11 protein-coding genes are annotated in these 12586 nt (G+C 65.8%); 3 read left to right on the plus strand and 8 right to left on the minus strand.

What is annotated here, in order from left to right; translation table 11 throughout:
* The first annotated feature begins 12 nt into the window (after positions 1–12).
* Together ACZ5TV_RS05545 and ACZ5TV_RS05550 are read left to right on the plus strand one after the other, a co-directional pair.
* Positions 13–2649: a DNA topoisomerase I gene (locus ACZ5TV_RS05545; RefSeq protein ID WP_464384208.1), complete on the plus strand. Its 2637-nt coding sequence runs from the start codon at positions 13–15 to the stop codon at positions 2647–2649.
* A gap of 51 nt (positions 2650–2700) precedes the next feature.
* Entirely contained in the window at positions 2701–4233 is a 1533-nt protein-coding gene (locus ACZ5TV_RS05550) for a PAS domain-containing protein (RefSeq protein WP_464384209.1), read from the plus strand.
* Between the two features lie 63 nt (positions 4234–4296).
* Here ACZ5TV_RS05550 and ACZ5TV_RS05555 read toward each other — a convergent pair whose 3' ends face one another.
* From ACZ5TV_RS05555 to ACZ5TV_RS05565, 3 genes are all read right to left on the minus strand, one after another.
* Positions 4297–4656, minus strand: coding sequence for a DUF192 domain-containing protein (locus tag ACZ5TV_RS05555; protein ID WP_379779787.1), 360 nt, complete (start codon positions 4654–4656; stop codon positions 4297–4299).
* A 112-nt stretch (positions 4657–4768) separates the two neighbouring features.
* Entirely contained in the window at positions 4769–5023 is a 255-nt protein-coding gene (locus ACZ5TV_RS05560; RefSeq protein WP_379779789.1) for a glutathione S-transferase N-terminal domain-containing protein, read from the minus strand.
* A gap of 532 nt (positions 5024–5555) precedes the next feature.
* Positions 5556–6176, minus strand: coding sequence for a DUF7509 family protein (locus ACZ5TV_RS05565; RefSeq protein WP_379779791.1), 621 nt, complete (start codon positions 6174–6176; stop codon positions 5556–5558).
* 98 nt (positions 6177–6274) lie between these two features.
* On the opposite strand from ACZ5TV_RS05565, the gene ACZ5TV_RS05570 reads away from it, so the two are divergent.
* On the plus strand, positions 6275–6685 hold the full coding sequence (locus ACZ5TV_RS05570; protein WP_379779793.1) for a helix-turn-helix domain-containing protein: 411 nt from the start codon (positions 6275–6277) through the stop codon (positions 6683–6685).
* Positions 6686–7170: 485 nt separating this feature from the next.
* Here ACZ5TV_RS05570 and ACZ5TV_RS05575 read toward each other — a convergent pair whose 3' ends face one another.
* The 5 genes from ACZ5TV_RS05575 to ACZ5TV_RS05595 all read right to left on the minus strand — a co-directional run bounded on the left by ACZ5TV_RS05575 (position 7171) and on the right by ACZ5TV_RS05595 (position 12585).
* A complete protein-coding gene (locus ACZ5TV_RS05575; RefSeq protein ID WP_379779795.1) occupies positions 7171–7626 on the minus strand; it encodes an HNH endonuclease in 456 nt (151 codons plus the stop codon).
* A 48-nt stretch (positions 7627–7674) separates the two neighbouring features.
* A complete protein-coding gene (locus ACZ5TV_RS05580) occupies positions 7675–9105 on the minus strand; it encodes an NCS2 family permease (protein ID WP_379779797.1) in 1431 nt (476 codons plus the stop codon).
* A 128-nt stretch (positions 9106–9233) separates the two neighbouring features.
* Complete coding sequence (locus ACZ5TV_RS05585) at positions 9234–9947, minus strand: phosphoribosyltransferase family protein (protein ID WP_379779799.1); 714 nt, start codon at positions 9945–9947, stop codon at positions 9234–9236.
* Between the two features lie 104 nt (positions 9948–10051).
* Entirely contained in the window at positions 10052–11320 is a 1269-nt protein-coding gene (locus tag ACZ5TV_RS05590) for an ABC transporter ATP-binding protein (RefSeq protein ID WP_379779801.1), read from the minus strand.
* Positions 11317–12585, minus strand: coding sequence for an ABC transporter ATP-binding protein (locus tag ACZ5TV_RS05595; protein WP_379779804.1), 1269 nt, complete (start codon positions 12583–12585; stop codon positions 11317–11319). Before ACZ5TV_RS05595 ends, ACZ5TV_RS05590 begins: the two co-directional genes overlap by 4 nt.
* Position 12586 lies beyond the last annotated feature (1 nt).

The raw sequence follows: 12586 nt of genomic DNA on the forward strand, positions 1-12586 counted from the left end.
TACCCCAGCGCAATGAGTCGCGGCCCCGAGGTCATCGTCACGGAGAAGGACAACGCCGCACGGCGGATCGCCGACATCCTCAGCGGCGGCTCGGCGACGGCCGAGCGGATGAACGACACGAACGTGTACGAGTGGGGCGGCAAGCGGTGTATCGGGCTCTCCGGCCACGTCGTCGGGGTCGACTTTCCGCCGGAGTACAACGACTGGCGCGACGTGGAGCCGGTCGAGCTGATCGACGCGCCGGTCACCAAGGCGCCGACCCAAGAGGGGATCGTCGCCGCGCTCCGACGGCTCGCCAGGAACGCCTCCCGGGTCACCATCGCGACCGACTACGACCGCGAAGGCGAGCTCATCGGGAAGGAGGCGTACGAGATCGTCCGCGAGGTGAACGAGGACGTACCCGTCGACCGGGTCCGGTTCTCGTCGATCACCGAGAACGAGGTCACGGAGGCGTTCGCGGACCCGGACGACCTCGACTTCGACCTGGCGGCCGCGGGGGAGGCCCGACAGGTGATCGACCTCACGTGGGGGGCCGCGCTGACTCGGTTCCTCTCGTTGTCGGCCCGCCAGCTCGGCGACGACTTCATCTCCGTCGGCCGGGTGCAGGGGCCGACGCTCAAGCTGATCGTCGACCGCGAGCGCGAGATCCGCGCGTTCGACCCGGAAGCGTACTGGGAGCTGTTCGGCGAGCTGTCGAAGTCCGGAGGTGACCCGTTCGAGGCACAGTACTACTTCGAGAACGACGCCGGCAACGAGGCCGAGCGCGTGTGGAACGAGTCGGTGGCGGGGACGCTCACGGAGGCGCTCGCCGCCGCCGACGACGCGGTCGTCGACGACGTCCGCCGCCGCACCCGGACGGACGAGCCGCCCACGCCGTTTAACACCACCCAGTACATCCGCGCCGCGGGGTCGCTCGGCTACTCCGCCCAGCGCGCGATGTCGATCGCCGAGGAGCTGTACACCGCCGGCTACGTCACCTATCCCCGAACCGATAACACGGTGTATCCGGAGGATTTGGACCCCGAGGAGCTGTTAGAGGAGCTCTCGGCGGCGGGGACGTTCGGGGCGGACGCGGCCGACCTCCTCGACGGCGACGCGGAGATCGAGCCCACCGAGGGGGACGAGGAGACGACCGATCACCCGCCGATCCACCCGACCGGCGACCTCCCGAGCGCCGCCGACCTCTCCGAGGACGAGTGGGAGGTGTACGAGCTGATCGTCCGGCGGTTCCTCGCGACCTGCGCGCCCGCCGCGAAGTGGGAGCGGCTCCGGGTGGTCGCGCTCGCGAACGGGGACGCCACCGCGATCGCCCGCGAGGCCGACCCGACGGCGGCGTTACGGGAGCCGGAGCAGGCCGAGGGAACCCCCTCGCTCGCGGCCGACGGGGGGCTCCGACTGAAGGCGAACGGGAAGCGGCTGCTGGAGCCGGGGTACCACGAGGTGTACCCGTACCGCTCCAGCGACGAGCGGATCGTGCCCGACGTCGAGGTCGGCGAGACGCTCTCGCTGTCCGGCCGGCGGACGGACGCGAAGGAGACGCAGCCGCCACGTCGGTACGGCCAATCGCGGCTCATCGAGGAGATGGAAAAGCGCGGCGTCGGCACGAAGGCGACCCGCCACCGGACCCTGGAGAAGCTGTACGACCGCGGCTACATCGAGAGCGACCCGCCGCGGCCGACGCGGCTCGCGGAGTCGGTCGTCGAGGCGGCGGAGACGTTCGCCGACCACGTCGTCAGCGAGGAGATGACCGCCCAGCTCGAACGCGACATGCAGGCGATCGCCGCCGGCGAGAAGGGGTACGACGAGGTGACGGAAGCCTCCCGCGAGCTGCTCGAACGGGTGTTCGACGAGCTCACCGAGTCGCGCGAGGCGATCGGCGACCAGCTCCAGACATCGCTGAAGGCGGACAAGACGCTCGGGCCCTGCCCGGAGTGCGGCTCGGACCTCCTCGTCCGACAGGCGCGTGGCGGGTCGTACTTCGTCGGCTGCGACGGCTACCCGAGCTGTGAGTTCACGCTGCCGCTCCCCTCCACTGGCAAGCCCCTTCTGCTCGACGAGACCTGTGAGGAGCACGACCTCCACCACGTGAAGATGCTGGCGGGCCGGAAGACGTTCGTTCACGGCTGTCCCCGGTGCAAGGCGGACGAGGCCGACGAGGCGGACGACGAGGTGATCGGCGCGTGTCCGGAGTGTGGGGAGGGCACGGCGTCGCCGCGCGACGGTGACGGTGAAACCGCCGACGGCGGCGGCGAACTCGCGATCAAACAGCTCCGGTCCGGCTCGCGGCTGGTCGGCTGCACCCGCTACCCCGACTGCGACTACTCGCTGCCGCTCCCGCGTCGCGGCGAGATCGAGGTGACGGACGAGAGCTGCGAGGAGCACGGGCTTCCACATCTCCGGATCCACTCCGGCGACGAGCCGTGGGAGCTCGGCTGTCCGATCTGTAACTACCGCGAGTTCCAGGCCCGCCAGGAGGGATCGGAACTGGAGACGGTCGAGGGGATCGGCGAGAAGACGGCCGAAAAGCTGCAGGGTGCCGGTATCGACGGCGTCGAGGCGCTGAAATCCGCCGATCCGGACGAGCTCGCCGACGCCGTCGACGGCGTCGGCCCCGACACCGTTCGCGACTGGCAGGCGAGCGCCGACTGATAATCGGGGATACAGACATATACGTCCGGGGAAGGTTCGATACGACGACTAATGGATCGTGACAGGAACGAGAGGGGCGACACCGTCGACAACGGGGGAGCCGACGCGAGCGATCCAGCGTTCGAAGACAGTACACAGAGCCCGGAGCAGTCGGCGGCGGGGTTCGGCGACGAGACGACGGACGAGTCTGTCGAGGCCGCACGCGCCTTCGTCGCATCGGTGCCGACCGCGACGCTGGCCGCCGACCCCGAGACGAAGGCGATCCACGCGGCGAACGGACCGGCGGCCGCGTTGCTCGGACGGGACCGGTCGACGCTCACGCTGATGGGACTCACCGACATCGGGAGTTCGACGACCGTAGACGGCGACCCCGTCGATGCGGCCTTCGAGTCGGTCGTCGAGTCCGACGTGACCCGGGAGTTCCAGTGGGAGACGCGGACCGACGAGAAACGACGCCGGCTCGTCGTTCGGGCCCACACGACGGCGGTCGCCGACCGCGAGTGGCTCGTGGTCTCGCTCGTCGACGCCACCGACCAGGTCCGGATAGAACAGGCCGCACACGAGCGAGCGCGAACGCTCGACGCCGTCGCCTCGACGGTTCCCATGGCGCTGTTTCGGTGTGGTTTGGGCGGGACGATAACCCGTTGGAACGATCGACTGGTGGCCGACACCGGGTACGAAGCCGAGACGCTCGGCGGGCAGGCGCTCTCCGACTTGTTCGACGACACGAGCCGGAACACCGTCTCGGACGGCCTCGCGGCGGTGTACGCCGACGGCGAGGTCGTCGAACGGACCGCGAGGTTGTTGACGCGCTCCGGCGAGCGCACTCCCTATCGGGTGACGATGGGGCCAGTGGTCGATGTCGACGGCTCGACGGTCGGCGCTGTCGGCGTCGGCGAGGATCTCACGGACGCCGCGCTGCGTCAGGAACGGCTTGCAGTGCTGACCCGTGTGCTCAGACACAACTTCCGCAACGAGCTCAACGTGGTAATGGGGTTCACCCGACAGGCCAAACGGTCGATCGAGGATCCCGACACCCTCGCCCAGCTGGATCGGGTGATCGACACGGCGGGGCGACTGTTGCACCTCGGTGAAACCGCGCGAAAGGTCGAGCGCCTCCTCGCAGAACGGCCGACGCCCGGGCCCGTACCGGTTTCCTCGGTGGTATCCGACGCGCTGGGCGCGGTCCCGGACGGGCTGTGTGAACACGCCGAGATCGAAACGGACGTGTCCCCCGAGTTGACCGTGTCCGCCGTGGACCAGCTGTCGGACGCGCTCGCCGAGCTCGTCGACAACGCGATCCGACACAACGACGCGGATCAGCCGCGAGTGCACGTCTCGGCGGCCGAGCTCCCCAGCGAGTCGTGGATGTCGCTCGTCGTTGCCGACGACGGCCCCGGGATCCCGCCGGCGGAGCGGGCGGTGCTCACCGGCGACGAGACGCCGCTCGACCACGCGAGCGGGCTCGGCCTCTGGTACGTGAACTGGGTCGTCACCGCCGGTGGCGGCTCCCTCGACATCACCGACAGCAAGGGCGGCGGGACTCGGATCGAGCTCAGCCTCCGGACGCCGAACGCCGGCTGACACTCCCAGGGTGGTCTCCGCCGGCGACCTCGATCGGGGAGGGCAACCTCGTCGCCGACGGCCTCACTCGCGGAGCACGACCTCGTCGCCGACGGCGACGCCTTCGGCCGCGCCCGCAGGGAGTTCGACGATCGTATCGGCGCGTCCTCGCCCGAGCCCGACGAACGGGGCGAGTCGTTTCGTCGCCGTCACCTCCTCGTCGACGAGCCACACCGCGTCGATGGCGAAGGGAACGAACAGCATGTGGAGCCACCGCGTGTCGGCGTCGTCGAACGGGAACACGAGCGCGTAGTCGTCCGGTATCGACCGACGGAACATCAGCCCGCGGGCCTGTTCGAGCGTCGAGCGGGCGACGTCGACGTCGGCGGCGAGACGGTCTTCCTCGCGGTCGTCCGACGGCCCATGGCGGTGAACGAGTCGCACGTGGGGGTCGTCGTCGTCGATTGATAAATAGGCTCGTGGGTTGCGGTTCGGTGACGACGCCTCGGCGGTCGTGTGGGCGCGCGACCGAGCGGTCGCGCGACCGCCACCGTGCCTAGCTCGCGTTCCCGTACGTCTTCTGGAGGTACGCGACGATGTCGTCGCTCTCGGACATGCCGTCGATCCCGTTCGCCTCGTCGACGAGAACGGGAACGCCCGTCTGTCCGCTTACCTCCTCGACTTCGGTCCGCTCACCGTGTGAGCGCGGGACTTCGATCGACTCGTACTCGAGGTCGAGCTCGGCGAGCGTATCCTTCACTTTCGCACAGTACGGACAGCCGGGGAGTTCGTAGAGTTGTAAATCTGCCATCGACCGAGAGTACGAGGTAGACGGGTAAAGATGTGCGGCCGTCGGTGTACCCGGAACGCACGAGCGTTCGGGTCGATACGGCGGGTGCTCACTCGCGGGTCAGGGGTATCGAGGCGGCGCTGCCGACGGCAGTTTATCAATGATCACCGACACCGCGGCGGTTGACTCGGAGAGCCACGGGCAGGGACGTACATACAGACGGCTCCGTTTGAACCCATCAGAGCTGATACGAGCTCCGTGCTCGATACAGGGGACGAGTCGGTCACGTCCGGGACTCTGGCTGTCCCGAATACCGAACGATCGAGGTCCACTATTCGACACCGAGATATCCAGCAGCGTCCCCGGCGATTGTGATGACCGTTCCCTCGTCGAGACGGCTTTTTTGCTGAATGTCGGCGGTGGGGTGAAGTGTTCTCATAGCGTGGCGATGGGGCAGAATACGTCTCAAGGTCTAATTCGTCGGATCTTAGATCGAGTTGGTTATACAAATAATGCGAGGGTGCCACGAAGGCCTGGGCGGTACCCCATCGTTTCAGTTCAGCCGATCGAGTTCTCCCCGTCGTTCGCGATGCATGATTCCGCCAGCGAACCGCCGTAGTTTGGCCACGAGGTCGGCCTCAGTCTCGTAGGTTTCAACGCGTAAATCCCACCGAACGGACGCCGACCGGATCATTGCACTCGTCACGTCATCCTCGTGGACGAAGATCAACCGGTCACCGTGGGTTGCCGCGAGGGTTTCGAGAACACTGCCAGCCTCTTCGCCGACGCCGAAGTTGTGACCGAGAAACGGCACCACGAACGCGGTTGCGTTGCTACACCGTGCGTACTCGATGCTCTGGGTCACCGCATCCACGTCGTCCGTGTCAATGTCGACGTCAAGCGCGAGAAACGCATTCACTCCCGGATCGGTTCGAAGCTCCCCTTGCACACGTCGCAAGAGTGCCTGTGCCGCGTTGATGTCGTCCTTGTTTCGAAAGAGCCGACGTAACGGCCCAGGAAGATCGTCGACGTCGATCTCGCGGCGGTCCTCCTCGCTGAGGACGTAGTTGAGATTGAACGATTTATACGGCCCCATCAGATAGAATAAAAACCGATCGTACGTCACACGTCCGAGCCGGTCGGCGATCAACTCGCGCGTGATTTCGACAGTCATGGTCGCCTCTATTCAGCAAAAGTATATAAAAGGCAGTATTTTTGAGAACTCTCGGCTTGACAACGACTAAGCGCTTCCGACGCGTAGCGTGTCGTACGATGGCGACGGATCAAACGCGAACGGTTAGCGGCGACGCCCCGGACGATCCGGCGGACCTGCTGCCCGAGGAGAGCATTCTCAGCCTCGACGAATACCTCGATATGCACGCCGCTGTCGGCCACCGCACCCGGTATGAGGTCCTCTATCGACTCGTTCACGTCGGCGAGATGAGTCCGAAAGAACTCGAGGCCGCACTCGACATCGACGACAGTACGCTCCACTACCACCTCAACAAGCTCGTCGGCGTCGGCCTCGTCGAGAAACGCCAGCGCACGGAGCGCGGACAGGACGGCCTGTACACGTACTATCGAGCCACCGTATTCGGCGAGGTGACCCTCACCGACGGTGTCGACGAGTTGATTCGTGGTGAGCAAGCATTCGAAGAGATGTACGACAGTTCGACCGCCTAACTGCGATACCGTCGCTACGGTTCACTTGCAAAAGTGGTGTGTGGATCCCACGGATCGATGGGAGTCCGGAAAGAGACACCCACCACTGGTTCAGGAATTAATCTAGCTGGAGCGGTGGAGCAGAAGCATTCACAGTCCCATATTTACCAATCTCAGTTCTACAGAGGATCTGATTTTTCTATAGAATGAGAAACTCAGCTGGATTTTTCTGTTTATGTGGCCAGCTCGATCTGAGATCCGACGAGTTAGATCTTGAGACGTATTCTGCCTCATCGCCAGGTAGTATATAAGTGGCCGACGCCGGCAAACGGCTCCGACGCCCCGATCGTTTGCTCGTAGCTGACCACCACCGGATCGGTAGCGTTCGTCGCCACCGTCCGGAGCCTCACGTTTATAAATGAATCCGGAGCACGCCACTCCGGGGTCGGTTGTACGGGACGGGCGAGAACCCTACGACCTCAGTCGTGGACACCACGCCGCCCGACTCAGGGCCGCGTTCCGAGCGCGGGACGCGTCTCCTCGCGCGGGATCCGGTCCGCTCGCCGGTCGTGAACGTCCTCGTGACAGTCCGGACACAGGGTAATCAAATTCGAGAGGTCGTTCGTGCCGCCGTTGGCGCGCGGCACGACGTGGTGGACCTCCAAGACCCGGGCGGCGGTCCCCTGCGTCGACTTGCCGGACGGTCGACGGCGGGTCCGACCGTCACGGGCGCGCCAGACACTCGCGCCGCCGACGGTTTCGATCCGTCCCGCCGGACACAGCGCGCACTTGAACTTGTCGCGGAGCCGGACCCTCGCTTTGGTTTCCCAAGAGGGCTGTGACGAGCGATACGATCGGGGACCGTTCTGTGAAAGCTTCGAGAACAGCTGGGTGATGGTGAGCCGTGGGGGATCCGGCAGCTCCCGGAGCTTCCACGCGCGGACCGACTCCCACTCCTCCATACGACCGGGTGGCGGCGGGCGGGTAAAAAGCGCCTGCCCCGGGTCCGTTTAGAAGACGAACCCGCCCGTCTGGAGCGCGTAGTAGGCGACGAGCAGGGCGGCAAGTACCCACTGTCCCGGGTGGACATCGTCGGTTTCGCCCATGGCGGCTTTGATGATCGGGAACGTGACGATCCCTGCCGCGAGCCCGTCGGCGATGGAGTACGTCAGCGGCATCACGAGGATGGTGAGCGAGGCCGACACCGTCCACGCAGGGTGACTCCAGTCGATGTCGGTGACTCCCTGGAACATGATCACGCCGACGACCACGAGTGCCAGGAACGAGGCGTAATCCGGCAACAGCGGGACGATCGCAACGAACGGGATCGCGAGCAGGAAGCAGGCGGCGACGACGAGCGCCGTGAGGCCGGTGCGGCCACCCTCCTCGATACCGGTCGACGATTCGATGTACGTCGTCACCGTGGACGTACCAAGCATCGCGCCAACGGTGGTACCGACGGCGTCGGCCATCAGCGGCTCGTCCATGTCGGGGAGCTCGCCGTCGTCATCGAGGAAGTCGCCGAACTGTGAGACGCCGATGAGCGTACCCGCCGTGTCGAAGAAGTCGACGAAGAAGAACGTGAACACGACCAAGGTGAACGTCACCGGGTCGATGTCGGCGAGCCCGTCGAGGAACGCGCCGGCGAGCGGCGTGAAGTCGAACTGGACGGTGGTGACGAGCGTCAGCAGCCCGCCTATCACCCCCTGCTCCGCGAACGTCCCGTAGAGCCCCTCATCGACGACGGCGGCGGGCGCGACGACGCCAGCGATCGCGGCCAGCCAGCCGGCGGTCGCCGTCGTCAGGATGCCGATAACGATCGAGCCGGTAACGCCGCGTGCCCACAGGACGAGCGTGAACAACACGCCGAGAACGCCGAGAAGCGCGCCGGGCGTCGCGACGACGTCGCCGAGCTCGACGAGCGTCCCCTCGTAGCCGACGATCACCTGCATCTCCTGGAGACCGATGAACAGCAGGAACGCGCCGATACCGGCCCCGACGGCGTACTTCACCGGCTTCGGGAACAGGTTGATGACGTACTCGCGCGCCCCGACCGCGGTGAGCGCGATGAAGAGGATCCCCTCGACGAAGACGGCCGCGAGCGCGGTCTGCCACGGGATCCCCAACCCGAGAACCACCGTGAACGCGAAGAAGGCGTTGAGCCCCATGCCCGGCGCTAACCCGAACGGGCGGTTCGCGTACAGCGCCATCACGACGGTGGCGACGACGGAAGCGAGGATCGTCGCGATGGCGATCATCTGGAACACCTGTATCTGTTCGTACCCCTCGATGACGATCGCCTGTGAGAGGATAGCCGGGTTCACCACGATGATGTACGACATCGCGAGGAACGTCGTGATCCCCGCGATCAGCTCCGTCCGTACGTCGGAACCGTACTCCGTCACGTCGAACCGCGCAGCCAGCGTGTCTGTGAGCCCCATTGAACGGGTACAGGTACCACGGTATCGAGTAATAAGCCTTGCTGACCGCTACCGCCAGCATATACATATGTGTGTATCAGTACTGGGTCAAACAGGCGGAGAAGGGCGCGGATATTGCGAGAACGTGGTTATTCGAACGTCGTCAGCGCGCCGACGGGTGCGTCCGTGATCTCGCGAGCGCGCGCCATCCCCTCGTCGCCGACGGCGATGAGCGTGAACACGCCGCCGACATCCGCATCTGCCTGGAGCGCGATATCCAGGAGCAGTTCCTGCGTCTCGCCCGACCGGATCAGGTCGTCGACGACGAGAACGGTGTCGCCCGCGTCGATCGCGCTCGCCGGGAGGTAGTAGGTGAGCTCGATACCGGAGGCGAGCCGCTGGCGCGACTCGATGAACTCCTCGACGGCGGTCTCCTTCGACTTCTTCGCGTACGCCAGCCGTGCGTCGAAGAAGGAGGCCATCGCCGCGCCGAGCGAGATCCCGTCCGTCGCGGCGGTGAGCACGACGTCGGGCGTCTCGAACGCGAACGTCTCGGCGGCGACGGGCGCGACGAGATCCAAGAACGGCTGATCGAAGACGACACCGGAGTTATCGACGTACCCCTCGTCGTCGAAGTTCACCCGGGCGACGAGCTCGTCCGCGAGCGCGTCGCGACCCACGTCCGCGACCACCTCACGGGCGCGGTCGGTGCCGGGTAACACGTGTCCGTTCACGTAGCGGTTGAGGTCCCCCGCCGGGAGCCCGGTAACCGCCGAGAGCTCCTCGTACGTTCGCGTCTCCTTGAGGCTTCGCAACACGGCGACGGCGCGTAACTGGAGGGCCGCCTTCTCTGCGCGGTTCATGAAGATGATCGTGATCGCACAAGTATGAATATATCGAAGTGTGCCGGACACGGGTTGTACATTCGTGTGGATTCGACCGGCGGCGTGCGTCCCGTTCGGACGGGCTATCGACACTCGAGGTGGCAGGCGACTCGATGTCCGGAGCTGTCGAGCTCGGGGTTGTCCCGCTCACAGACGCTCTCGAACGCATCGTGTAGCGACGCCGACTCCCACTCGTCGCGTGCGACGGCAGCGAGCGCGTCTTCGATGGAACTACGCTGGGCCGTCGGCACGGAGTGATCGAAGAACCGCTCGAAGGCGGCCTCGACGAACGCCTCGACCGCGTCGTCGTCGATCCGGTCCGGTGGTGTCTCGTAGCCCGCGCGGTCCCACACCTTCGTGACGCTGAGGCTCCGCGTTTCGAGCACCCGTCTGAGGTCCATCACCTCCCGATACGCTGCCTGATCGATAGCCATCCCGTCCGGCGGGATCACCTCCGGACATCGAGTACGGAACCGGCAACCGCTCGGCGGATTTCGCGGGGATGGTACGTCGCCGGAGAGGATATCGACGCTTCGGTCCTGTTCGGCGAGCGACGCTCGAGGAACGCTCTCCAGCAGCGCCTCGGTGTACGGGTGTCGCGGCGACTCGAACAGGTCGGCCGTCTCCCCGATCTCGACGATCTCCCCGAGATACATCACTGCGACCCGATCACATATATGTCTGATTACTGAAAGGTCGTGTGAGATGAGCAGGTACGTCAGGTTCAGCTCGTCTTGGAGGTCGTTCAAGAGGTTGAGTATCTGTGCCTGAACGCTCACGTCCAGCGCGCTCGTGGGTTCGTCAAGCACGACGAACTCCGGCTCCAAAGCGAGCGCCCGTGCGATGGCGACGCGCTGGCGCTGCCCGCCGGAGAACTCGTGTGGATACCGGTCGTACTGTGCGCCGGAGAGCCCGACGCGTTCCAGCAAGTCACGGACCCGCGCTTCCCGGTCGGCCTTCGATCCCACGTCGTGGACATCGAGCGGCTGCTGAACCGACTTCCCGATCGTCTTTCGGGGATCGAGACTGGAGAACGGGTCCTGAAAGACGATCTGCGCCTCCCGGTGGAACTCGTTGAGCGCCTCCCCGGAGAGGTCGTACACGTTTCTCCCCTCGAACTCGACGCGACCCTCAGTCGGCTCTTGGAGCCCCAGCACGGTCTCGCCGGTCGTCGATTTCCCGCAGCCGGACTCGCCGACGAGCCCGAGCGTTTCACCCCGCCGCACATCGAACGTGAGCCCGTCAACCGCACGGACCGCAACCGGGTCGTTTCCAAGCAGCCGATCCACGATCGAGTCCCGCTCCCAGAAGTACTTGCGAAGCCCCTCGACGCTGAGGACGGCGTCGGTCATCGCGACTCACCCCCATCGGTCGAGACGGACTCCTCGGCCGTCTTCCCTCCCTCACCGTCGTCCGTAGCCGCCCCTGAAGACCCGTCACCGTCGTCGTCGAAGTACTCGTCCGGGAGCGGCGGGCTGTCCCCGTAGGAGACCTCCCCGAGCACGCAGTTCACGAGGTGATCACCGTCGTCGTCGACCGCTCTCGGGTGCGGGCGCTCCAGACACGCCTCCATCGCCTTCGGACAGCGATCGGCGAAGTAACACCGGTCCGCCATCTCGTGATCGAGGAGACTCGGCACGTTTCCGGGCACCGGGTCGAGCGACCCGCCGACGCTCTCGAGGTCCGGTACGGAGCCCAGAAGCCCCGCCGTGTATGGGTGGACGTTGTCGCGGAATACGTCCGCGAGACTCCCGCGTTCGACGATCTCACCCGCGTACATCACCCCAACGCGATCACACATTCGGGCGATCACGCCGAGGTTGTGCGTGATAATCAGAACGGTCATCCCGGTCTCTTTCTGAAGATCGGACAACAGATCGAGCACCTGCGCTTGGATCGTGACGTCAAGCGCGGTCGTCGGCTCGTCAGCCACCAACACGTCGGGTTCGCCAGCGAGCGCCTGAGCGATCATCGCGCGCTGGAGCATCCCGCCGGAGTACTCGTGCGGGTACTCGTCCGCGCGCTCGACGGGATCCGGGATCCCCACCATCTCCAGCAGCTCGACCGCGCGCTCCCGGCTCTCCTCGCTGATGTACCGCCGAGAGGGAAGCGCGAACGAGAGGATCAGCGAGCCTAGCGAGTACTCCGACGAGTCGGTTCGCGCCCGGGTCGACCGCGGTCGCGAGCTCGCACGCTGCTGCACCTCAACCGCCTCGGCGATCTGTTCGCCGACGGTCAGGCTCGGGTTGAAACTGCTCTCCGGGTCTTGGAAGATCATGCTGAAGCTCGTGCCACGCAGCGATGTCCGGACCGCTTCGGGGACGCCGCGGAGATCGACATAGTCTCCGTCGACGGCCGCCGGAAACTCCTGCTGGAGGTCCGCCGCCAGCTCAGCGTCGCGGTACCACAGCTTCCCGCTCGTCACCTCGCCCGGGGACTCGACGAGGTCGACGAGCGAGAGGCCGGTGACGCTTTTTCCCGACCCCGACTCGCCGACGATCCCGAACACCTCGCCTTCCCGCACGCGGAACGAGACGTCTTCGACGGCGTTTACCTGTCCTTCACCGGTGAAAAAGCGGGTCGAGAGCCCCTCGACACGGAGGACGTCTTCGGACATC

This window comes from Halorubrum tibetense (genome assembly GCF_055396225.1).